The organism is Cupriavidus sp. IK-TO18 (assembly GCF_015549295.1).
Lineage (GTDB): Bacteria > Pseudomonadota > Gammaproteobacteria > Burkholderiales > Burkholderiaceae > Cupriavidus > Cupriavidus oxalaticus_A.
Window position 1 is genome coordinate 138,738 of sequence record NZ_JADGMP010000012.1, and the last position, 22,385, is coordinate 161,122.

The following is a 22,385-nucleotide window of genomic DNA, read 5'->3' on the forward strand; positions in this document are numbered from 1 at the left end:
CCCCTCTCTACGCTTGCGGCCAGATGCGCGCCATTCGAAGTGCCAGGCCATGAACCACCACCGAAACCAAGGGGAGACCACCATGCAACAACCACCACGCGGCCCAGTGAAGCGCCGCAGCCGGCTGCGGCCGATCGCCGCCGCGGCACTGGCTACGCTGGCCACGCTGCTCGCGCCTGCCGCGCATGCCGGCGACACCATCGAATTCGGCCGCGGCACCACGCTCGACTACAGCGTCACCGCATCCTACGGCGCCGCCGTGCGCACCGGCCACCGCAGCGACACGCTGCTGAGCCCGGCGAATATCAACGGCGACGACGGCGACCGCAACTTCAAGCCCGGCGACATGATCGCCAACCGCGTGTCGCTGCTGGGCGAGGCACATCTGCGCCACGGCGCCTTCGGCGCGCTGGTGCGCGGCAGCGTGTTCTACGACTGGGCCTACCGCGGCACCAACTCGAACAACGCGCCGTTCACGGTCAACCACAGCGGCCCGTTCAACCAGTTCACGGAATCGGCGCAGGACTACCACGAGCATCGCGCCCAGCTGCTCGATGCCTATGTCTACGGCGCCACGCCGGTCGGCGGCACCCAGTTGAGCTTCAAGCTGGGCAACCAGGTGGTGGCATGGGGCGAGAGCCTGTTCTTCGCCAATATCGCCGGCGCGCAGGGGCCAGCGGACGCCACCAAGGCGTTCGTGCCTGGCGCAGAGGTCAAGGACATCCTGCTGCCGGTGCCGCAGGCCTCGCTGCAGCTGCAGGTCACGCCGTCGTTCAGCCTGATGGGCTATTACCAGTTCACCTTCAAGCCGAACCAGCTGTCGGCGCCGGGCAGCTATTTCAGCACCAGCGACGTGGTCGGCCCGGGTGCGGAGTTCATCATCGGGCCCGGCTTCCGCATCCCGCGCGGGCCGGACGTGCGCCCGTCCGACTGGGGACAGTGGGGCGTGGGCGCGCGCTGGCGCGTGCTCGAGGGCACCGAGCTCGGGCTCTACCAGCTGCGCTACCACGACAAGAACCCGAGCGTCGTGACCTCGCTGTTCCCCACGCTGCAATACCAGGAGAAGTTCTTCGGCGGCATCAACCTGACCGGCGCCAGCTTCTCCACCCAGGTGCTCGGCGCCAACATCGCCGGCGAAGTCAGCTACAAGGACGGCATCCCGATGCTGGTAGACGTGGCCGGCTCGCCCACCGCCTCGCGCGGCAAGGCACTGCAGGGACAGCTGTCCGCGATCTACTCGGTGGGGCCGACCTTCCTCGCCAACTCGCAGTCGCTGCTCGGTGAAGTCGCCTACCTGCATGTGCTGAGCGTCGATCCGGTGATGGGCTTCAGCCAGCTGACCAACACGCGCAACTCGGCGGCGTTCCAGCTCGGCTGGTCGCTGACCTACAACAACGTGTTCGATGGCTGGGACCTGACCGTGCCGCTCACCTACGCGCACCAGTTCAGCGGCCGCTCGGCGGTGGCCGGCGCCTTCGGCACGCTGATGGGCTATGGCGACCGGCGCGCCAGCGTGGGGCTGACCTTCAAGTACCTGAACAACCTGGAGCTCAACCTGACCTACGCGGCGTTCATCGGCGGGCCGAGCATTACCAACCGTCCGCTGGCTGACCGCGACTACGTGGCGTTCAACGCCAAGTATTCGTTCTGACGCCTGCTTCGTCCCTGGCTGCCGCGGCAGGTCCGCGGCAGCGCAACCCGTTCCTCCCCATGCACCCGGACCAGATCGCCACGCTCAGCCAAGAACTCCACCACGCGCTCGTCACGCGCTCGCCGGTGCCGCCACTGAGCGGCCGCGGCCTGGCGCTGGATGTGAACGACGCCTATCGCATCCAGCAAGGCTTCATTGCCCACCGCCTCGCCGCGGGCGACCGCGTCGCCGGCAAGAAGATCGGCGTGACCAGCAAGCCCGTGCAGCAGATGCTGGACGTGCACCAGCCGGACTTCGGCATCCTGCTGCAGAGCATGCACTACGCGGCGGGCCAGCCCATTCCGACCGATACGCTGATCCAGCCCCGCGCCGAGGGCGAAATCGCCTTTTTCCTGCGGCGCGACCTGCGCGGGCCGGGCGTGACGCGCGAGGACGTGCTCGACGCGACCGAGTCGGTGGCGGCGTGCTTCGAGATCGTTGACTCGCGCATCCGCGACTGGCGCATCCGCATCGAGGACACCGTCGCCGACAACGCATCCTGCGGCGTCTACGTACTCGGCGACGAGCGCGTCAGCCCGCACGGACTCGACCTGGCCGCCTGCGCGATGACGCTGGAGAAAAACGGCGAATGCGTAGCCACGGGCCTGGGCAGCGCCGCGCTCGGCCATCCCGCCGATGCGGTGGCCTGGCTGGCCAACACGCTGGGCAGCTTCGGCATCCCGCTGCTGGCCGGCGAGGCCATCCTGTCGGGCTCGCTCGCGGCGCTGATCCCGGTCCAGGCCGGCGACCGGCTGTCCATGCACATCACCGGCATCGGCGGCTGCAGCGCCGCGTTTTGCTGACTTCCTTGCTGACTCCCTTGCTGACTTCCTGATTCCTTCCACTTGCCACGCGAGACACCATGAACAAGATCCGATGCGCCCTGATCGGGCCCGGCAATATCGGCACCGACCTGCTCTACAAGCTGCGCCGCAGCGACATCCTGGAACCGGTCTGGATGGTCGGCGTGGAGCCGTCATCCGAGGGCCTGGCACGCGCGCGCGAGCTCGGCCTGAAGACTACCAGCGACGGCATCGACGGCCTGCTGCCGCACCTGGAGGCCGACGATATCCGCATCGCCTTCGATGCCACGTCGGCCTACGTCCACGCCGGGCACTCGGCCAGGCTGACCGCGCGCGGCGTGCGCGTGATCGACCTGACGCCGGCGGCGATCGGGCCGTTCTGCGTGCCGCCCGTCAACCTCGAGGCCCATATCGGCAGCAACGAGATGAACGTGAACATGGTCACCTGCGGCGGCCAGGCCACCATTCCGATGGTGTTTGCGGTGTCGCGCGTGCAGCCGGTGGCCTATGGCGAGATCGTGGCGACGGTGTCGTCGCGCTCGGTCGGGCCCGGCACGCGCCGCAATATCGACGAATTCACGCGCACCACGGCAGGCGCGATCGAAGCCGTGGGCGGCGCGCGCCAGGGCAAGGCCATCATCGTGATCAACCCGGCCGAGCCGCCGCTGATCATGCGCGACACCATCCACTGCCTGACCGACGAGGCGCCAGACGTCGCGGCGATTACCGCGTCGGTGCACGACATGATCGCCGAGGTGCGCAAGTACGTGCCCGGCTACACGCTGAAGAACGGCCCGGTGTTCGACGGCAAGCGCGGCCCGGTGTTCGACGGCAAGCGCGTCTCGATCTTCCTGGAGGTCCAGGGCCTGGGCGACTACCTGCCGAAGTACGCCGGCAACCTAGACATCATGACCGCCTCCGCCGCCCGCACCGCGGAGTGCATCGCCGCCGCGATGCTGTCCAGCGCCACCACCACTGCCTGAGGAGCCACGCCATGGTCCAACGCATCACCCTGCACGACATGACCCTGCGCGACGGCATGCATCCGAAGCGCCACCAGATCTCGCTGGAACAGATGAAGGGCATCGCCCGCGGCCTGGACGCCGCCGGCGTGCCGCTGATCGAAGTGACCCACGGCGATGGCCTGGGCGGCGCCTCGGTCAACTACGGCTTTCCGGCGCACAGCGATGAAGAGTATTTGCGCGCGGTGCTGGGCGAACTGAAGAACGCGCACGTGTCCGCGCTGCTGCTGCCCGGCATCGGCACCGTCGACCACCTGCGCATGGCGCACGACATCGGCGTGCAGACCATCCGCGTCGCCACCCATTGCACCGAGGCCGACGTGTCCGAGCAGCATATCGGCATGGCGCGCCGGCTCGGCATGGATACCGTGGGCTTCCTGATGATGGCGCACATGGCGCCCGTAGAGGTGCTGGTGCAGCAGGCGCTGCTGATGGAAAGCTATGGCGCCAACTGCCTGTACATCACCGACTCGGCCGGCCACATGCTGCCGCACGACGTCACCGAAAAGCTGACCGCGGTCCGGCAGGCGCTGCGTCCCGAAACCGAACTGGGCTTCCACGGCCACCACAACCTCGCCATGGGCGTGGCCAACTCGCTCGCCGCGATTGCCGCCGGCGCCACCCGCATCGACGCCGCCGCCGCGGGACTGGGCGCCGGCGCGGGCAACACGCCGATGGAGGTGCTGGTGGCGGTGTGCGAGCGCATGGGCATCGAGACCGGCGTCGATGTGTTCCGCATCGCCGACGTGGCCGAAGACCTGGTCGTGCCGATCATGGACCAGCCCATCCGCATCGACCGCGACGCGCTCACGCTGGGCTATGCCGGCGTGTATTCGTCGTTCCTGCTGTTCGCCAAGCGCGCCGAGGCCAAGTACCGCATCCCCGCGCGCGAGATCCTGGTCGAACTGGGCCGGCAGCGCCTGGTGGGCGGCCAGGAAGACATGATCGAGGACACGGCGATCACGCTGGCGCGCGCGCGGGGATTGCTCGCGGCGTAGGGCGCCGCTTCATCGGTTCGCTTCATTACTTTTACCCGGCGCCGCGGCCATGCAGCGCTTTCCACACCATCAGAACGAGGAACTGGTTCCATGCTTCGACTTCCCGCCGCTTTGCGGCTGAGTCTCGCTGCCGCGGCCCTGGCCGCTGTGGCCACCCCCGCCCAGGCGCTCAATGTGCTGCTGACCAATGACGACGGCTGCGCCGCGCCCGGTATCACCGCGGTGCGCAAGGCCTTGCAGGATGCCGGGCACCGCGTCATCACGGTTGGCCCGGCCAGCAACCAGAGCGGCTCCGGTGCCGCCTATGCCGTGCCCGACGGACGCACGCGGCTGGTGGTGGAACCGCTGGCCGGCGGCGCCGACACGTACTGCGTGCACCGGGTCAAGCCCACCTACGTGGCCGGCGGCGCGCTCAACGCCACCAATGCCGACTACATCGGCAGCGGCTCGCCGGTCGATGCCACCGCCATGGGCCTGAAGATCGTCGGCCCGGAAAGCGGTTTCACGCCCGACCTCGTCGTCTCCGGCGCCAATTTCGGCGAGAACCTGTCGGACTCGATCCCGCATTCGGGGACGGTGATGAACGTGCTGTTCGCCGCGCGGCGCGGCGTGCCGGCCATCGCGTTGAGCGTCGGCGTCGACTTTGCCGAGGCGCGCAGCGGGTTTCCGGCAACGCTGGCAGCCTTTCCCAAGGCCGGGGCCTTCCTGGCCCGCGTGATCGCCAGCCTGGAGGCCACGCGGCGCGCGGGGCAGCCGTTGCTGCCCGTGGCCAATCCGCTCAGCATCAACTACCCGATCACCGCGGGCGGCCAGGCCCCGGCCGGCGTGCGCCTGACCGTGCCGGGCACGGTGGATTCGTTCACCACCGCATACAAGCGCAATGCCGACAACACGGTGTCGATCGAAGCCGGCGCAGCGGATGCCGAGTTGAAGGCGCTCGCCCGCACCGCCGAGACCCCGGCGTTCCTGGCCAAGTTCATCACCATCTCGCCGCTCGACGTGGATTTCCGCCCGACGCCGCTTGCGCGCGGCCTGTTCAACCGCTCGCACCGCGACCTGGCCGCGCTGGCGCCCTGAGGACGACACTGAGGAAGACATCATGGGCAAGCAACCTGGAAACTGGCGCCACCTCGTGCTCGCAGGCGCGGTGGCGGCCCTGGCGGCATGCGGGGATGACGAATCGCGCGACATCGGCGGCACCGCCGCGGTCGGCGCGGCCCTGGCAGGCGCATCGGTCCAGCTGCGCGACACGCAAGGCCAGGTGCGCCAGGCCACCGCCGACGCCAGCGGCGCCTTCCGCCTGCACAGCGTGCCGGACGGCGCGGTGATGGTGCGTTGCGACGGCGGGCAGGCACAGGGCGAGGCCAACCGGCAGCGGCTCCACGGCCTGGTGCTGGCCGGGCAAACCGTCAATTGCACCCCGTTGACCGAACTGGCACTGTGGAAGCTGCTGGACGGGCCGCCGGCGCAAGCCTTCGACAGCTTCGGCCCGCAGCACGCGGCGCGCCTGGGCGCCGATGCCATCGCGGCGGCCGAGCAGGCGGTGCTTGACGCGCTGGCCGAGGGCGCCGGTGTCGGCATCGATCCCGCCGCCGTGCCGCGCCGCTGGCATGACACGCCGCTTGCGGCCGGCAACCCCGCCGATCCGCACGACGCCGCGCTGGATGCCATGCGCGAGGCGATCGCCGACCAGCCAGCCCTGGACCTGATGGGAGAGATGGTGCTGCACGGCGTTTGCCGGGCAGACGACTCCTGCGGGTAAGTGGCACGCCGGAGTGGACGGAGTGAAGCGCGGGCGACTTGCCGTGCTTCCGCGCCGGTGCTTCTCCTACCAAACCGCGCGGAAATGTCCCCTTTGGCAAGAGGGTGGCTTTTCCGCCTTTTTTATTCGCCGTTGAATCTTTTTTAGAGCGCTGTCGCAAAGTGGAGCCCCGGGGTGCATTTGCAGCTACACTTGCGCGACCGTTATCAGCCAGAAGCCGTACCAGTTGCCGCAACATTGCGCCGTGCCATCGCGGCGGGTATCAAAGTTCCCGCGCCGCGTGGGCCGTCCGCCCTGGAAGCATGCAAAGGAACTGCCATCCTGCCCATGACCCGCTCCGTCCCGCCCCGCTTCCACCGGCCCCCGCTACACGCCGCCGCCGGCCTGCTCGCCCTGTCATGCCTGTCGTGGCCGGCGGGCGCGCAAGCTCCGGCCGCGGGCGCCGCGTCCGTGCCTGCCGCAAGGCCGTCAGCCACGCTCCTCACGCCTGCCGCAACCGCGCCGGCCAACTCCGCCACCCACGTCCTCACCCTGCGCCAGATGGGCGCCTACGGACCGATCGCGCTGCGCGGCGTGGACCACGCGCGCCAGCTCGATATCGGCGTGCGGCTCGATGAAGTGGTCACGGCGGCCAGGCTCAAGCTGGCGTTTACCTATTCGCCGGCGCTGGTGTTCCCGCTGTCGCATATCAAGCTGACGCTGAACGACGAGGTCATCGCGACTTTGCCGCTGGAAGAGAAGGAAGCCGGGCGACTGGTCACGCGCGAGCTCGATATCGACCCGCGCTTCTTCACCGACTTCAACCACCTGCGGGTGCAGCTGATCGCGCACTACACGCTGGATCATTGCGAGGACCCGCTGCACTCGAGCCTGTGGGCCGACATCAGCCCGGCCACCACGCTGACGCTCAATACCTTGCGCGTGTCGCTGCCGGATAACCTGGCGCTGCTGCCGGCACCGTTCTTCGACCGCCGCGACAACCGCCGCGTGACCGTGCCGTTCGTGCTGCCGGCCGGCGCCGACAGCGCGACGCTGCGCGCCGCCGGCGTGGCGGCATCGTGGCTGGGCGCGCTGGCCGCCTGGCGCGAGGCGCGCTTCCCCGTGGCGCGGACCGCGCCGGCCGGCAGCGATGCCATTGCCTTCGTCACGCCGCAGACCATTCCGGCGGGCCTTAACCTGCCGGCGATCGCCGGCCCCACCGTGAGTCTCATGCCCAACCCGGCCAGCCCGGACCGCAAGCTGCTGGTGGTGGCCGGCCGCAATGCGCAGGAGCTGCAGACCGCGGTCAATGCCCTGGTGCTGGGCAAGGTGGCCATGGCCGGCAACAGCGCGCGGGTGGAGTCGGTCGACATAGGCAAGCCGCGCCGGCCCTATGACGCGCCGGCGTGGGCGCCGACCGACCGCCCGGTGCTGTTACGCGAACTGGTGGCGGACCCGCGGGACCTGCAGGTCGCCGGCGGCAACCCGAACCCGATCCGCGTCAACCTGCGCGTGCCGGCGGACCTGTACGACTGGACCCGCAGCAACGTGCCGCTGAACCTGCGCTACCGCTACACCGCGCCGCCCACCTACAACGACTCGGTACTGAGCATCGACATCAACGACCAGCTGGTGCGCTCGTACCGGCTGCGCCCGCTGGCCAGCACCGACGACCACAACGTGGTCAGCGTGCCGCTGCTGTCGGGCACCACCGCGTCGGCGGCGCAGCGGGTCGGCATCCCGGCGTTCCGCGTCGGCAGCAACAACCAGATGCAGTTCCAGTTCCATATCGATTCGCAGAAGACGGCGCTGTGCAGCTCCACCGCGACCGACGTGGCCCGTGCGGCGATCGATCCCGACTCGACCATCGACTTCAGCCAATTTTCCCACTACACCGGCCTGCCCAACCTGGCGTACTTCGCCAACAGCGGCTATCCCTTCACCCGGCTGGCCGATCTCGCCGACACCGCCGTGGTCGTGCCCGACGCGCCAACCGCGACGGACCAGGAAGCGCTGCTGTCGCTGCTGGGCCACATGGGCAAGTGGACCGGCCTGCCGTCGCTGCGCGTGACGGTGGTGCCGACGGCAAAGATCGATACCGTGCGCGACCATAACCTGCTGCTGATCGGCACCGGCAGCGGCGCCGCCACGCTGGAAAAATGGGGCAAGTCGCTGCCGCTGCTGATCGCGCGCGGCAAGACCGAGATCTCGCTGCGCGACCAGCGCACCAGCATCCGGTCGAACTGGCTCGCCGGCATGCGCGAAGACCCGGTCACGCCGGTGGGGCGCGCCATCCTGTCAGCCGATGGCCCGGTGGCGGCGCTGGTCGGCTTCGAATCGCCGCTGGCCGACGGCAATACCGTGGTCGCGCTGACCGCCACCGAGGACCGCCGCGTGGCCGACGTGCTGGACGCCCTCGAGAACCCCGGCAAGGTGGCGCAGATGCGCGGCGACCTGACCGTGATCCGGCAGGACCAGGTCGATGGCCTGCGCCTGGGCGAGCGCTACTACGTCGGCGACCTGCCGTGGTATGCGCGCATCTGGGTGCGGGTGTCGGCCTTCCCGAGCCTGATGGCGATCGGCGGGTTGCTGGCCGGACTGGTGGTGGCGCTGTCGCTGTTCTGGACATTGGGCAGGCTGGCGGCGCGGCGCGGCGGGAGCTGACATGCGGCGCACGCTGACAGGGCTGGGCCGATGGCTGGCGGCCGGCGCGCTGGCCTGTGCCGCGCTGGCCCCCATTGCGGCCAATGCCGCGCCCGCACCGGCCTGCAAGTGGGCCGACTGGGATGCCTTCCGCCAGCACCTCATGAGCGCCGACGGGCGCGTGATCGACCGCAGCTCGGACCAGCAGGCCACCGTGTCCGAAGGCCAGGCCTATGGCCTGTTCTTCGCGCTGGTGGCCAATGACCGCGCCAGCTTCGAGAAATTGCTGGCCTGGACCGAGAACAACTTGGCCCAGGGCGACCTGGCCTCGCGCCTGCCCGCGTGGATCTGGGGCAAGCTCACGCCCGCGCAGGCAGCCAGCGCCGGCCATGTGGACAACCCGGGCAGCGGCTGGGGCGTGATCGACAGCAACCCGGCATCCGACGCTGACCTGTGGATCGCCTACGCGCTGCTGGAAGCGGGCCGGCTGTGGCAGGAGCGCCGCTTCACCGCGCTCGGCACCTTGCTGGCGCGCCGCATCCTGCGCGAGGAAACCGCGCTGCTGCCCGGCCTGGGCCGTACTGTGCTGCCGGGTCCGCAGGGCTTCAGGCTGGGCGACAAGCGCTGGCGCCTGAACCCCAGCTACGTGCCGCTGCAGGTGATGCGCCGGCTCGCCGCCGCGCTGCCGGAAGAGCCGGCGTGGCAGCAGATGGTCGGCACGTCGGCGCGGCTGATGCTGGACACCGCGCCGCGCGGCTTTTCGCCCGACTGGGTCGAATACGAAGCCGGCCGCGGCTTCCTGCCCGACGCGGCCACCCGCGCCGAAAGCGCCTACAACGCGATCCGCGTCTACCTGTGGGCCGGCACGCTGCCGGCCGACGAGCCCCAGCGCGCCGCGCTGCTGCGCACCTTCACGCCGCTGGCCGACTATGTCGCGGCCAGGGGCTACCCGCCCGAGCGCATCGATACCCAGACCGGCCAGCCCGGCCCCAACGCGGGCAACGGCGGCTTCAGCGCCGCGGTGGCGCCTTACCTGGCCGCGCTCGGCCGCGCCGAGCAGGCCGCCGCGCAGGCGCGCCGCACGCGCGAGCTGGCGCAGCGCGAGCCCGGCGGCCAGGCCGGCTACTACACCCAGGTGCTGACGCTGTTCGGGCTCGGCTATCTCGACGGCCAGTACCGTTTTGCCCAAGACGGCGCGCTGCTGCCCGCATGGAAGACCGGATGCCCCGCGCGCTGAACCCGATCCTGCTGCCGGCACTGTTCGGCGCCGCCACGGTGGCACCGATGGCGGCCGCGCCGGCGCTGGCCCAACCGGCTGCAAAGCCCTCGCCCGAGCTGGCGCAACTGCTGTCCGCGGCACGCATGTGGGAAGCCAAGAACCGCACCGACGTGGCCCGCGGCATCCTCGACAAGGCGCTGCTGATCGATCCCAACCAGCCCGACGCGCTGATGCTGATGGGCCTGATCGAGCTGCGCTCCAACCGCCCGCTCGAAGCCGAGAAGATCCTGCGCCGGCTGCGCCAGGCCAACCCCGGCCATCCCGCCACGCTCGAACTGGAAGACGCCTGGCGCATCGCCACGCGCGACAAGGCCGAGATGGCGCGCATCCGGCTGCTGGCGCGCGCCGGCAAGTCCGACGAAGCGATCGCCCGGCTGCACAGGCTGTTCCCGCACGGCGCCCCGCGCGGCGAGCTGGCGATCGATTACTACCGCATCCTGGCCGGCACGCCCGCCGGGCGCACCGCCACCATTGCCGAGCTGCGCACGCGCGTGCGCCAGAACCCTGACGACCTGCGCCTGCAGATGGCACTGGCCAGCCTGCTGACCGACCGCGAGGCGACGCGCCAGGAAGGGCTCGGCATCCTGCAGCGCATTGCCCGGCGGCCCGACGGCGACCGCAAGGGCGCGCTGGAGATGTGGCGGCGCACGCTCTACAACGTCAGCGACGATCCCGCGTACTACAAGTGGTACGAGGCCTACCTGCAGGAAGTGCCGGACGACGACGCCGCGCGCCAGACGCTGGCCGAGCTGGGCAAGCACGGCACCGCGCGCCAGCGCGAGCAGGCCAGCCCGGCCTACCAGGCGCGGCGCGAGGGCGAGAAGCAGCTGGCGCGCGGCAATGTGCGCGAGGCCGAAACCGCGCTGGAGAGCGCCAACCGCAAGCGCCGCAACGAAGGCGAGACGCTTGGCAACCTGGGGCTGGTGCGCCTGCGCCAGGGACGCCACGACGAAGCGCGCGAACTGTTCACGCGCGCCGCCGAGCTCGATCCCGGCAACCGCGGCAAATGGCGCAGCCTGCAGGGCACCGCCACGTTCTGGGGCACGCTGGCGCGCGCGCGCGAGGCCAACGCCCAGGGCAAGCCGGCGCAGGCCGAAGCGCTGGCGCGCCAGGCGCTGCAGCAGCAGCCGGACAACGCCAATGCCCGCGCCATCCTCGCCGACGCGCTGATCGCGCAGGACCGGCCGGCCGAGGCCGAACGCCTGCTGCGCGCCAACCTTGCCGGCCCCGAGCCGGATATCGGCAGCCTGCGCACGCTGGTCAGGCTGCTCAATGAAAGCGGGCGTGGCGACGAGACCGGGCCACTGATCGCCAGCACCGCAAGCCGCCTCAAGGACTCGGCCGAAGAGCTGCGCAGCCTGCGCGCCGAACTGCTCGCGCTGCAGGGCGAACAGCTGCTGGCGCAGCGCAAGCAGAGCCCGGCGCTGGCACGGCTGGAAGAATCGATCCGGCTGGCGCCGCAGGATCCCTGGACGCGCTTCACGCTGGCACGCGCCTACCGCGACCTGGGCCTGCCCGTGCTGGCCCGGCGCGTGATGGACGAAGGCGTGGCCGCCGCCGGCAACGCCGAGATGCGCTATGCCGCGGCGCTCTACCTGAATTCGGTCGACGACATCGACGCCGCCAGTGCGCTGCTGGCTGGCGTGCCGGACGCCGAGCGCTCCGACGGCATGCGCCGCCTGTCCGGCAACCTGGCCGCGCAGCGCCTCCTGCGCGAAGCGCGCCAGCTGTCCGCGCAGGGCCGCGAAGACGAAGCCATGGCCCGGCTGCGCGCGGCCGCAGCCGAGGTGCCCGACGATCCGCAGATGCTGGCCTCGGTCGGGCGCGAATGGATCGCGCTGGGCCAGCCGGACACCGGCCTGAAGCTGGTCACGGACTGGCTCGACGCGCATCCGGACGACCCCGCCATCGACGTGCGCATCCGCTATGGCGAACTGCTGGCCGCGGCCGGGCACGACGATGCGCTGCGCGCGTGGATCGCCGACGTGCGCGCGCGTCCCGGCCTGAACGCCGCGCAGCGCGCCGATCTCGACGACCAGTCGCTGCGGCTGGCGGTGCGCGAGAGCGACCGCCTGATTGCCGAGGGCGATTTCGCCGGGGCGCAGCGCACGCTGATGGCCGTGCCCGCAGCGCAGCAGCGCGAGCGCCGCTGGCTGCTGGCGCTGGCCGACCTGCGCGAGGCCCGCGGCGACTATGCCGGCGCCGCCGACGCCGCGCGCCAGGTGCTGGCGGCCAACCCGACGGACGCCGGCGCGCGCCTGATGGTGGCCAACATGCTGGAGCGCCAGGGCGACGAGAACCAGGCGCTGGAGATCGTGCGCGCGGTGCTCGCCGATACCCCGGGGGACGACATCGACACGCGCCTGTCGATCGCGCGCCGCTTCACGGCGATGCGGCGCGAGGACGAGGCGGTGGCGGTGGTCGGCCCGCTGCGCCAGCGCTATCCCGGGCGCGCCGACATCGCGGTGCAGGCCGGGCGCATCGCGCAGTCGCGCGGCGATTTCGACCAGGCCGCGGCGCTGTACCGCGAGGCGCGCGTGCTGGAGCAGCGCGAGGGCGTCAGCCCGGGCCCCGAGGGCGCCGAAGGCACCGCGGCCGGCCGCGCGCTGGCCTCGCTCGAAGCCCGGCGCGAAGGCCAGGTGGCCTCGGCGGTGCTGTTCTCGCACAAGACCGGCGATCCCGGCATCTCGCGCCTGCTGGCAACCGAGATCCCGCTGTACGTGCGCATTCCGCACGGCTACACCGGCCACACATTCTTCCATGCCGACACGGTGCTGCTCGATGCCGGCACGCTGCCCGCCGACAACCTGTCCGCCTCGCGCGACTTCGGGCGCATCCGCGCGCTCGGCAACACCGGCCTCGGCCCGATCGGCCAGAACGACCGCGGCGTGGCGCTGGCGGCCGGCTACGAGTTCAACGGCGCCTACAACAGCTGGCGTGCCGACATCGGCACCACGCCGCTGGGCTTCCTGCGGCAGAACATCGTCGGCGGGCTGCGCTGGCGCGGCGAGATGGGGCCGGCATCGACCACCATCGACGTCTCGCGCCGCGCCGTCACCAGCAGCCTGGTGTCGTACGCCGGCGCCACCGATCCCGCCCATGTCGACCCGACCACCGGCGTGGTCTCGCCCGCGGCCACCTGGGGCGGCGTGGTGCGCAACGGCGTGCATGTGCGATATGCGCGCGACGTGGGGCGCTTTGGCCTGTTCGCCGATCTGGGATACGGCATCTACACTGGTCACAATGTCCTGACCAACCGCGAGTTCACCGTGCGCACCGGCTTCGACGTGCCCGTCTTCGTGCGGCGCGACCAGCGCCTCACCAGCGGCCTGGTGCTGAACTACTGGCGCTACAGCGAGAACGAGCGCTACTACAGCTTCGGACACGGCGGCTACTACAGCCCGCAGCGCTACCTGTCGTTCGGCATCCCGCTGGACTGGACCGGGCGCCGCGACAAGCTGTCGTGGCGCGTGCGCGGCTCGGTGGGGCTGTCGAGCACGTATGAGAAGTCGATGCCGTACTACCCGACGGATTCCCGGCTGCAGGAACTCTCCGGCAATGCCACCTATGGCGGCGGCTCCGGCGGCGGCTTCAGCTATACCATCGGCGCGGCGATCGAGTACCGTCTTGCCCCGCACTGGGTCGCCGGCGCGGTGTTCGAGATCGACCGCTCGCGCGACTACGCGCCAAACCGCGCGCAGGCCTACGTGCGCTATATCTTCGACAAGCAACAGGGCCCCGTGCCCTACCCGCCCACCCCGGTGCGGCCGTATTCGACTTACTGAGCCATCCCGACACGATGAACGACGCCAGCCGCCCCACCGCCCCGCCGCCGCCGCGCACGCGCAACAAGCCGCGCGCCTGGCTGCAGGCGCGCCCGGCGCTGGCCATCGATGCGCTGCCGCCGGCGCTGGCGGCGCTCGAGCCCACCGCCGTGCACGTGGTCTATGCCGACGCCACGCCCGCCTGCGACGCGCTGTTCTGGCAGAGCGCGGCACGGCTGCTGCGCGCACGCACCACGGTGCTGTCCCCGCGCGAACCGGCCGGGATCGCCGACATGCTGCGCGCGCACGGCCTCGACATCGAACGCTCGCGCACGCTGCATCCGCGCGCCAACGTCTGCACGCTGCGTGGCGTGCCCGGCCGCTCCGGCATCGCCGTGCTGACCGAAGCGCTGCAGGCCATGGTGGACCAGTGCGGCGCACAGGGCAGCCAGTTCCTGGTGGAAGGCGCGCAGGCGTATTTCCGCTGGGACGACCCGGTCGCGCTGGCCGATGACGGCGAGCTGCTGGCACGATGGTGCAGAAGCAACAGCTGTGGCGTGCTGCTGGTGATGGCGCCGCCCGGCGGCACGGAAGCGCTGCAGCTGGCGTCGCTGGCGGGGTTCCACCGGCATTTCGCCGGCGTCGCGCGGCTGGCGCAGCAGCACGGGCACTTTGTCTGGGAAGTCGGCTTCTGGCGCCACAAGGACGCGATCCTGCCGCCCGAGATGGTGCCGCTGCGCTTCTCGCCGGTAGACCGCGGCCTGGTGGCTGGCAGCGGCGCCGACGAAGCCATCGCGCCCGGCGAGGCGCCGACGCTGCTGGCCCCCGACGAGGACCGCATCATCGTCAGCCGCGCAGCCGTGCTGCGCGAACGCTGGATCCCCGCGCACTGGCAGGTGGTCGACGACAACGCCGCCGCGGTGGCCGCCGCCGCCGGAGCGGTCGCGGCCACCGTGGTGTTGCACTACGGCCAGATCGCCGAGCTCGAGACCCTGGCCGGCCAGGTGCACCAGCTGCGCCATGACGGCGGCAAGGCGCTCAAGATCGTGGTGCGCGAGGACCACGAGATCCTGCGCCAGCGCTACGAGCTGCTGATGTTGACGCTGGGCGCCAGCCTGGTGATCCACCGCAACACGCCGTTCGCGCGCGTGCAGACCATGATCGAGGCGATCCAGGGCCAGGTGTTCTCGCGCCCGATCCTGCCGGACTACAAGAACGCGCTGTCCGCGGTGGTGGCCACCGCCGCCACGGGCTACGTGCCGCCCGCCGACTTTGTCTCGTTGGTGCGCACCACGCTCGAACGCAGCAGCGTGATCCGGCTGCCGCACGTGCTGCTGGAGCTGCCGCTGCTGCCCGAGGTGGCGCATGTCGACGCGCTGCGCGCGTGCCAGATGCAGGATGCCGGCGACCTGTGCACCGCCGGCAGCAACGCGGTCTACGCCTTCTTCTTCGCCTGCCGCATGGAGAACGTCGAGACCGCGTGCCGCCATGTGTTTGTGCGGCCGATGTCCGAGCTGTTCGGCGGGGAGCTGCGCTGCGGCGATCCCGAATCGATCCTGGGCTCGCTTAAACGGCTCGAATCCGATCTCGCGCAGCGCCCGGTGCAGGACTACAGCGGCTGGCTGGCCAGCCAGCCCGGTCCGTCGCCGGTGGCGGCGCCGGCGGAACTGCCGCCGCAGGACGCGCCGATCCCGCTGCCCGCGACCTCGCGCGCGCGCCGTGGCCGGCGCGCGCAGCCACAGGCGTTTGCCATCCCGCTGAAGCCGCAACGCTAGGCAAGATCGACAGGAAACACCATGGACTTGTTTCTCGGCTATTTCATCTGGGGGCTGATCCTGGCCGTGCCGGTGGCCTGGGTCGTCTGGCACTTCCGGCTGCTGCGCCTGCTGCCGCGCTGGCGCCTGCCGCGCGCGCGCCGCGCGGTGCGGCTGCCGCCCCAGCTGCAGCCGGTGGTGATCCGCGGCCGGCGCTGGCGCGAGGCGAGCGGAGAGCGCGAATGAAGACCGTGGCCATCGTCTCGACCGTCGGCGGCGCGGGCCGCACCACCGTCACCGCCGAACTCGCCACGCTGCTGGCCTGGCACGGCCATCCGGCGCTGGCCGTCGAATGCGACCCGCGCGGGGTGCTTGGCTTCCACTTCGGCCTGCGCGCGCCGGCCGGCGCAGGGTTGTGCAACAGCGCCAGGTGGAATGAAGCGGGACAGCGCAGCGACGACGGCGTGCTGTTCGTGCCGTGGGGCGATCCCGGCAGCGCGGCCGAGCAAGGCCGCATGGCCGAGCGGATGGAGCGCGATCCGCACTTGCTGCGCGGCCTGCTGGCCCAGGTCGACCTGCCGAGCAATGCTTTGGCGCTGGTCGACAGCGCGCCGTGGCCGTCGCCGCATGCGCGCCAGGCCATTGCCGCGGCCGATCTCGTGCTGGTGCTGGTGCCGCCGCAGCCGCAGACCTGCGCCACGCTGCCGCCGCTGCGCGCGGCGCTGCGCGAGAGCGGCGCCGCCGTGGCCTGCGCGGTCACGCGGCTGCAGCCGGCGCGCCAGCTCCATACCGATATCTCGGTGCTGCTGCGCGCCACGCTGGACGGCGAGCTGCTGCCGTATGAAGTGCACGAGGACGCCGCCGTGCCCGAAGCCTTTGCCCGCGGCGAGAGCTTCTGCCGCAGCACGCCGTACTCGCAGGCGGCCCATGACCTGCAGGGGTTGGCCTCGTGGGTATCGGGCTGGAGCCTGCTGACCGTGCGCGGCAAGGCCGGACCCGCCAGCGTGCGCGACATGGGCGCCCGCCAGATGGCCGCCGAGGCCGACCGGACATGATGCGCGCGCTGCTGCCCCTGCCGCTGCGCCAGCGCGCGGCCGACTGGTTCCAGGCGCTGCGCCGCGCGCTGGCGCGCGAGCTGGGCGTGGCCGCCGAAGCCCCGGTCAGCCTGTGGCTGCTGCGGGTGTTCTTCCGCACCCCGCCGCGCGGGCGCCCCGACCTGGCGCTGCTCGCCGCCAGCTGGATGCGGCGGCGCCTGCGCCAGCGCCTGGACATCCCGCGCCACCGGCACGGCCCCGGCATCTGGCTGAGCCGGGCGCTGCTGCGGCCCCCGCGCGCACTGGTGCCGCTCGCCGCCGACGTGCACCATCGCCGCAAGCCGCAGGCGCCGCCCGAGCCGAGCGCGCTGCGCCGCTGGTTCCGCAGCTGGCTCGAGCCGGTCTACTTCCGCGCCAAGCGGCTGCGCCGGCGACTGCTGGCGCGGCTGCCGGGCATCGACTGGAAGCGCGTGGGACTGCGCCTCGAGTCGCTGTCGCCCACCTTGTCCGGCGTGCCGTGGCTAATGCCGGCGCTGCTGTCGCTGGCCGCCGCCGCGGGCATCCTGCTGTGCACCACGCCGCTGCCACTGCGCGACCAGCTCCTGCTGGCCGTGCTGATCATCCTGGGGCTGCTGGTGCTGCGCCGCATCCCGGGGCGCGCCGCCACGCTGGCCATGGCCGCGCTGTCGGTAATGATGGCCGGCCGCTATATCTGGTGGCGCATCACGACCACGCTGCAGTTCGAGAGCGTGCCGGAGGCTGTCTTCGGCTACCTGCTGTTCGCGGCCGAGGTCTATACCTGGATCGTGCTGTTCCTGGGCTACGTTCAAACCATCTGGCCGCTCAACCGCCAGCCGGCGCCGCTGCCTCCCGATACCGCGAGCTGGCCTACCGTCGACGTGCTGATCCCCACCTACAACGAGCCGTTGCGGGTGCTGCAGCCGACCGTCTACGCCGCACTGGGACTGGACTGGCCGCAGGACAAGCTGCGCATCTATATCCTCGACGACGGTGCCCGCGACGAAGTGCGCGACTTCGCGCGCGACGCCGGCGTGGGCTACCTGGCACGCACCGAGCACGCGCATGCCAAGGCGGGCAATATCAATTCGGCGCTGCGGCACACGCAGGGCGAGTACGTCGCGATTTTCGACTGCGACCACATGCCGGTGCGCTCCTTCCTGCAGATGACGATGGGCGAGTTCCTCGCCGACCCCAAATGCGCGATGGTGCAGACGCCGCACCATTTCTTCTCGCCGGACCCGTTCGAGCGCAACTTCGACACCTTCCGCCGCGTGCCCAATGAAGGCAGCCTGTTCTACGGCCTGATCCAGGACGGCAACGACTTCTGGAATGCCACCTTCTTCTGCGGTTCGTGCGCGGTGATCAAGCGCGCGCCGCTGGAAGAAGTCGGCGGCATCGCGGTGGAGACCGTGACCGAGGACGCCCACACCGCGCTCAAACTGCATCGCCGCGGCTACAACAGCGCCTATATCCGCATCGTGCAGGCCGCCGGGCTCGCCACCGAGAACCTGGCGGGCCATATCGGCCAGCGCATCCGCTGGGCGCGCGGCATGGCGCAGATCTTCCGCATCGACAATCCGATGTTCGGCAAGGGCCTGCACCTGTTCCAGCGCCTGTGCTACACCAACGCGATGCTGCACTTCTTCTACGGCGTGCCGCGGCTGATCTTCCTGACCATGCCGATCGCGTACCTGTATTTCGGGCTGCATGTGATCCATACCTCGGCGGTACTGATCATGGCCTACGTGCTGCCCTACCTGTTCGTCGCCAACATCACCAACTCGCGCCTGCAGGGACGCTACCGGCATTCGTTCTGGGCCGAGGTCTATGAATCGGTGCTGGCGTGGTACATCGTGCTGCCGACCACGATGGCGTTCATCAACCCGAAGCTGGGCAAGTTCAACGTCACGGCCAAGGGCGGACAAATCCGCGAGGAATACCTGGACTGGACCATTTCCAAGCCTTACCTGGTATTGCTGGCGCTGAACGTGATCGCGCTGCTGCTGGGGCTGGGGCGCATCCTGTTCGATCCGGCCTTCGAGCCCTCGGCGATCATCATGAACCTGGGCTGGGCGCTGGCCAACCTGGTGATGCTGGGCGCGGCCATCGGCGTGGCGCGCGAGGCGCGCCAGGTGCGCGTGTCGCACCGCATCCCGATGCGCGTGCCGGCGACGCTGCTGCTGCCCGACGGCCGCACGCTCGCCTGCAAGACCGAGAATTACTCGCTGGGCGGGCTGGGCCTGGCGCTGCCGGTGGAGGCCAGGGTCGAGCCCGGCACGCACGTCGGCGTGTGCCTGTCGCGCGGCACCCGCAGCTACCATTTCCCGGCGGTGGTGACGCGCAATGTCGAGCGGCAGATGGGCGTGCGCTTCGACGGCATGGACGCGCGCACCGAGCAGCAACTGGTCCAGTGCACCTTCGGCCGCGCCGACGCCTGGATCCACTGGGTCGACGAGCAACCGGTGGACGTGCCGCTGCGCGGTCTCAAGGAAGTGATCGAGATGGGCTACCAGGGGCTGCTGCGGCTGGTCGATGCGTTCCGCGGCGCCACCACGGCGCTGGCCGAGCGCGTGCGCCCGCGACGGCTCTGAACTCAAACACAACGGAAACGCGGCCACGCCACGCTTCGGACAATGGGCATCTGGAACCTTTACTTCATCGCCAAGCTGTACCTGTTTTTTATCGGCCGGCTGCATCCGCAATGGCTGCTGAACCTGCTGTTCGCGCTGGTGCTGGTGGTGCGCATCCGCCATCCGGCGCTGTCCGCGCTGCGGCACATGCTGGCGGTGGTGGCGGGCGCCGCGCTGATGTACCGCGAATCGGAGCTGCCGCCCTTCGCGCGCGTGGTCTCGCAGTTCACCAGCCTGCAGGCGTTTACGCCCGCGTACATGCTGGAACTGGCGCAGCGCGTGATCACGCGCGAGATGCTGCTGGTCGCGCTGGCCGCGCTGGTGACCTTCTGGCTCGTGAACCGCTGGGTGCGGGTGACAACGCTGGTGCTGGGCGCGCTGGTCGCGGTTCCGCTGTGGCAGGCGCTGTACGGCGCCGGCGGACCGGGCGGCATCGCGGGCGCCCGCGCCGGCACCGCGACCGCGGCGCTGACCACGGGCGCTGCGCTGGGCACTGGCGGTGCCGAGGTCGCCGCAAGCGGCCCGGATGCCCGGCTGGCCGCGTTCCGCAACCAGGAAGCGCTGCGCCAGGTCAGCTTCCCGCGGATGGCGGCCACGCCAGACACGCAGTACGACGTGATCGTGCTGCATGTCTGCTCGCTGTCATGGGACGACCTGGACACGGCGCGCGCGCGCGACAACCCGCTGCTGCAGCGCTTCGATTTCCTGTTCACCAATTTCAGCTCGGCGGCCAGCTATAGCGGCCCGGCGGCGATCCGCGTGCTGCGCGCGGCCTGCGGCCAGCCCGAGCACAAGGCGCTGTACGACCCGGCGCCGGCCCAGTGCCACCTGTTCCAGGCGCTGGCGCAGGCCGGTTTCTCCACGCGCATGCTGCTCAACCACGACGGCCACTTCGACAACTTCCTGAAGGAAGTGCAGAAGGAGATCGGCGTCGACGGCGTCGCGCCGCCCCCCAACACCGGCCTGCCGGTGGCGATGCGCTCGTTCGACAACTCGCCCGTCATCGGCGACTTCGACGTGCTGCAGCGCTGGTTCCGCGATCGCCAGCAGGCCGGCGGCGGGCCGCAGGCGCTGTACTACAACACCGTGACGCTGCACGACGGCAACCGCATGACCGACAACCGGCTGTCCAGCCTGGAGTCCTATCCGCTGCGGCTGTCGCGGCTGCTGGGCGACATCGACAAGGTCATCGAGATGGTGGCGCAATCGGGCCGGCGCGCGGTGATCGTGTTCGTGCCCGAGCATGGCGCGGCCTTGCGCGGCGACGCCAACCAGATCGCCGGCATGCGCGAGATCCCGACCCCGCGCATCATCAACGTGCCGGTGGGCGTCAAGCTGGTGGGACTGCCCAGGCCCAACAACAGCACCGTCACCATCGATGCGCCCACCAGCTACCTGGGCCTGTCGCAGCTGCTGTCCAACCTGATTGCCGAGAACCCGTTCGCCGCGCAGGCGCCGGCGCTGGCCAGCTATGCCAGCGACCTGCCGCAGACGCAGATGGTCGGCGAGAACGAGGCCACCGTGACCATGCGCGAAGGCAACGGCTATGTCGTGCGCACGCCGGACGGGGTCTGGATCGAGGGCAAGCCATGAAGCCGGCCAACGCACGCGGACAGCCGCTGGCGCGCAGCGATATCGACGTCCTTGGCAGCGAGGTCGACGGCTTCGACCCGCGCCGGTATTTCGACCACCAGGAACGGCGGGCCGCGCAAGCGGCCGCGCGGCGCTGGCCGCTGCTGGCGGGGTTGCTGGGCTATGACGCGGAGGCGCCGCCGCGCGACGCCTGACCGCCGCGGCCGCCGTATCCGGCACGGCCGTTGCATGGCTCGACGGCGTGGCCGCTATCGTCCGGTCAGATCACCAGCTCGATCAGGAACGGTCCCTTGCGGCCGTTCGCCGTCCGGAACAGGTCGGCGAAGGTCTCCATGTCCTTCGCCCGCGCTCCTTCCACGCCCATGCCGTTGGCCAGCTTGACCCAGTCCAGGTCCGGTATTGCCAAGGCCCAGCATGTCGAGCGCGGTCTTGCCGGGGCTTGCCCCGACGCCGGCCAGTTCGCCCAGCAGGATCGCGTACTTGCGGTTGGCGAGCAGCACCACGGTGACATCGAGCCGTTCGCGCGCCATGGTCCACAGCGACTGCAGCGTGTACATGGCCGAGCCGTCGGCCTGCAGCGACACCACGCGCCGGTCCGGTGGCGCCACCGCCGCGCCGACCGCCAGGGGCAGGCCGTCGCCGATGGCGCCACCGGTCAGAGCCTTCGGTATCGGCGGTCAGCGGCGCATCGAGCGGCCGGTGGCAGGTGGCCTGGTCGCCGATGATGTTGCGTGCCACACCATGCACATCAGCGCACCGCATCCGGCCAGAATGCCAGCATGCCCCGACCTCCCCGGGGCAGGCGCGGCTGCCGCCTGCAGCCCTTTCAAGGAGTCAACACATGTTGATGCGAGACGTGATCCCCCAAGTCCTGAACCACGCGACGACGATGCCGGAGCCAGGCTCGCTCGAGGCCGGCGAACACAAGACCTTCCACCATGCAATCGACATCTACCTCAAGGATTCCAACGCCTTCATGAATACGTACTTCGCCCGCTATTTCGAATGGCAGGGCATCTGCCGCGAGCGGTGGTTCCATGAATGCATCCATGACAACCTGCTGGCCGCCGGCGGCGTCTTCGTGACCAAGCGCGCGCACCAGGAGTATGTCGAGGAGACCTTCCCGTTCCAGCGCGTGGACTGCTACCTGAACACCTTCCAGGTGCGCCAGTGCTCGGCCTACCTGCTGTTCCGCTTCTGCGTGGGCGGCAAGCCGGTGTCGCTGGGTTACCAGCAGATCGTGTTTGCCGACCGTCAGAAGCGCATTTCGCGCTTCCCGGCGGGAATCATCGAACGGGTGAAGGAGTATGAGCTGGCGTTGCCCCGGTTTGCCAGCTGATGCAGCGGCCCGGCGTGGCATGCGTCAGTGCAGCGCCTGGCCTGATACCCGCTGAAATGCACGCTGAAAGGCAG

General features: G+C 70.4%; 16 protein-coding genes and 1 pseudogene. 16 read left to right on the plus strand and 1 reads right to left on the minus strand.

What is annotated here, in order from left to right:
- The first annotated feature begins 82 nt into the window (after positions 1–82).
- The 15 genes from IPF36_RS10660 (at position 83) to bcsR (ending at position 21,166) form a co-directional block, all read left to right on the plus strand.
- A complete protein-coding gene (locus IPF36_RS10660) occupies positions 83–1,651 on the plus strand; it encodes a DUF1302 domain-containing protein (protein ID WP_195427955.1) in 1,569 nt (522 codons plus the stop codon).
- A 59-nt stretch (positions 1,652–1,710) separates the two neighbouring features.
- The gene (gene dmpE, locus IPF36_RS10665; RefSeq protein WP_133094807.1) at positions 1,711–2,493 is read left to right on the plus strand and encodes a 2-oxopent-4-enoate hydratase; all 783 of its coding nucleotides are present in this window, start codon (positions 1,711–1,713) and stop codon (positions 2,491–2,493) included.
- 59 nt (positions 2,494–2,552) lie between these two features.
- Positions 2,553–3,476 (plus strand): acetaldehyde dehydrogenase (acetylating), encoded by a 924-nt coding sequence (locus IPF36_RS10670; RefSeq protein ID WP_195427956.1) that lies wholly within the window; start codon positions 2,553–2,555, stop codon positions 3,474–3,476.
- Between the two features lie 11 nt (positions 3,477–3,487).
- Complete coding sequence (dmpG, locus tag IPF36_RS10675; RefSeq protein ID WP_133094805.1) at positions 3,488–4,513, plus strand: 4-hydroxy-2-oxovalerate aldolase; 1,026 nt, start codon at positions 3,488–3,490, stop codon at positions 4,511–4,513.
- 90 nt (positions 4,514–4,603) lie between these two features.
- Positions 4,604–5,590 carry a 5'/3'-nucleotidase SurE gene (gene surE / locus IPF36_RS10680; protein ID WP_133094804.1) on the plus strand — a complete coding sequence of 329 codons (987 nt, stop codon included), beginning with the start codon at positions 4,604–4,606 and terminating at the stop codon, positions 5,588–5,590.
- A gap of 22 nt (positions 5,591–5,612) precedes the next feature.
- Positions 5,613–6,275: a hypothetical protein gene (locus IPF36_RS10685; RefSeq protein WP_135703578.1), complete on the plus strand. Its 663-nt coding sequence runs from the start codon at positions 5,613–5,615 to the stop codon at positions 6,273–6,275.
- A gap of 327 nt (positions 6,276–6,602) precedes the next feature.
- Positions 6,603–8,918, plus strand: a complete 2,316-nt coding sequence (gene bcsB / locus IPF36_RS10690; protein WP_135703577.1) for a cellulose biosynthesis cyclic di-GMP-binding regulatory protein BcsB — start codon at positions 6,603–6,605, stop codon at positions 8,916–8,918.
- Between the two features lies 1 nt (position 8,919).
- Positions 8,920–10,134, plus strand: coding sequence for a cellulose synthase complex periplasmic endoglucanase BcsZ (gene bcsZ / locus IPF36_RS10695; RefSeq protein WP_133094801.1), 1,215 nt, complete (start codon positions 8,920–8,922; stop codon positions 10,132–10,134).
- Positions 10,119–13,961 (plus strand): cellulose synthase subunit BcsC-related outer membrane protein, encoded by a 3,843-nt coding sequence (locus tag IPF36_RS10700; protein WP_195427957.1) that lies wholly within the window; start codon positions 10,119–10,121, stop codon positions 13,959–13,961. Before bcsZ ends, IPF36_RS10700 begins: the two co-directional genes overlap by 16 nt.
- A 14-nt stretch (positions 13,962–13,975) precedes the next feature.
- On the plus strand, positions 13,976–15,715 hold the full coding sequence (gene bcsE, locus IPF36_RS10705; protein ID WP_135703574.1) for a cellulose biosynthesis protein BcsE: 1,740 nt from the start codon (positions 13,976–13,978) through the stop codon (positions 15,713–15,715).
- A 21-nt stretch (positions 15,716–15,736) separates the two neighbouring features.
- Positions 15,737–15,940, plus strand: a complete 204-nt coding sequence (locus IPF36_RS10710) for a hypothetical protein (protein ID WP_029047114.1) — start codon at positions 15,737–15,739, stop codon at positions 15,938–15,940.
- Positions 15,937–16,749 carry a cellulose biosynthesis protein BcsQ gene (bcsQ, locus tag IPF36_RS10715; protein WP_195427958.1) on the plus strand — a complete coding sequence of 271 codons (813 nt, stop codon included), beginning with the start codon at positions 15,937–15,939 and terminating at the stop codon, positions 16,747–16,749. Before IPF36_RS10710 ends, bcsQ begins: the two co-directional genes overlap by 4 nt.
- A complete protein-coding gene (bcsA, locus tag IPF36_RS10720; RefSeq protein WP_255519742.1) occupies positions 16,746–19,340 on the plus strand; it encodes a UDP-forming cellulose synthase catalytic subunit in 2,595 nt (864 codons plus the stop codon). The genes bcsQ and bcsA overlap by 4 nt, the downstream gene beginning before the upstream one ends.
- 42 nt (positions 19,341–19,382) lie before the next feature.
- Positions 19,383–20,972 (plus strand): cellulose biosynthesis protein BcsG, encoded by a 1,590-nt coding sequence (gene bcsG, locus IPF36_RS10725; protein ID WP_195427959.1) that lies wholly within the window; start codon positions 19,383–19,385, stop codon positions 20,970–20,972.
- Positions 20,969–21,166 (plus strand): BcsR/BcsP family cellulose biosynthesis protein, encoded by a 198-nt coding sequence (gene bcsR / locus IPF36_RS10730; RefSeq protein WP_135703571.1) that lies wholly within the window; start codon positions 20,969–20,971, stop codon positions 21,164–21,166. The genes bcsG and bcsR overlap by 4 nt, the downstream gene beginning before the upstream one ends.
- Positions 21,167–21,231: 65 nt before the next feature.
- Here the strand turns inward: bcsR and IPF36_RS10735 are convergent.
- Positions 21,232–21,631: pseudogene (locus IPF36_RS10735) on the minus strand (thiamine pyrophosphate-dependent enzyme); the annotation flags it as partial.
- Between the two features lie 182 nt (positions 21,632–21,813).
- Here IPF36_RS10735 and IPF36_RS10740 point away from each other — a divergent pair.
- Positions 21,814–22,311, plus strand: coding sequence for a thioesterase family protein (locus tag IPF36_RS10740; RefSeq protein ID WP_133094795.1), 498 nt, complete (start codon positions 21,814–21,816; stop codon positions 22,309–22,311).
- Positions 22,312–22,385 lie beyond the last annotated feature (74 nt).

Excerpts from the sequence above, each read along its gene's own strand:
- bcsZ (WP_133094801.1), top strand. The coding sequence starts at position 8,920 with ATGCGGCGCACGCTGACAGGGCTGGGCCGATGGCTGGCGGCCGGCGCG.
- bcsA (WP_255519742.1), top strand. The coding sequence starts at position 16,746 with ATGATGCGCGCGCTGCTGCCCCTGCCGCTGCGCCAGCGCGCGGCCGAC.
- surE (WP_133094804.1), top strand. The coding sequence starts at position 4,604 with ATGCTTCGACTTCCCGCCGCTTTGCGGCTGAGTCTCGCTGCCGCGGCC.
- dmpG (WP_133094805.1), top strand. The coding sequence starts at position 3,488 with ATGGTCCAACGCATCACCCTGCACGACATGACCCTGCGCGACGGCATG.
- IPF36_RS10710 (WP_029047114.1), top strand. The coding sequence starts at position 15,737 with ATGGACTTGTTTCTCGGCTATTTCATCTGGGGGCTGATCCTGGCCGTG.
- IPF36_RS10700 (WP_195427957.1), top strand. The coding sequence starts at position 10,119 with ATGCCCCGCGCGCTGAACCCGATCCTGCTGCCGGCACTGTTCGGCGCC.
- bcsR (WP_135703571.1), top strand. The coding sequence starts at position 20,969 with ATGAAGCCGGCCAACGCACGCGGACAGCCGCTGGCGCGCAGCGATATC.
- bcsG (WP_195427959.1), top strand. The coding sequence starts at position 19,383 with ATGGGCATCTGGAACCTTTACTTCATCGCCAAGCTGTACCTGTTTTTT.
- IPF36_RS10685 (WP_135703578.1), top strand. The coding sequence starts at position 5,613 with ATGGGCAAGCAACCTGGAAACTGGCGCCACCTCGTGCTCGCAGGCGCG.
- dmpE (WP_133094807.1), top strand. The coding sequence starts at position 1,711 with ATGCACCCGGACCAGATCGCCACGCTCAGCCAAGAACTCCACCACGCG.
- IPF36_RS10670 (WP_195427956.1), top strand. The coding sequence starts at position 2,553 with ATGAACAAGATCCGATGCGCCCTGATCGGGCCCGGCAATATCGGCACC.
- IPF36_RS10660 (WP_195427955.1), top strand. The coding sequence starts at position 83 with ATGCAACAACCACCACGCGGCCCAGTGAAGCGCCGCAGCCGGCTGCGG.
- bcsQ (WP_195427958.1), top strand. The coding sequence starts at position 15,937 with ATGAAGACCGTGGCCATCGTCTCGACCGTCGGCGGCGCGGGCCGCACC.
- bcsE (WP_135703574.1), top strand. The coding sequence starts at position 13,976 with ATGAACGACGCCAGCCGCCCCACCGCCCCGCCGCCGCCGCGCACGCGC.
- IPF36_RS10740 (WP_133094795.1), top strand. The coding sequence starts at position 21,814 with ATGTTGATGCGAGACGTGATCCCCCAAGTCCTGAACCACGCGACGACG.
- bcsB (WP_135703577.1), top strand. The coding sequence starts at position 6,603 with ATGACCCGCTCCGTCCCGCCCCGCTTCCACCGGCCCCCGCTACACGCC.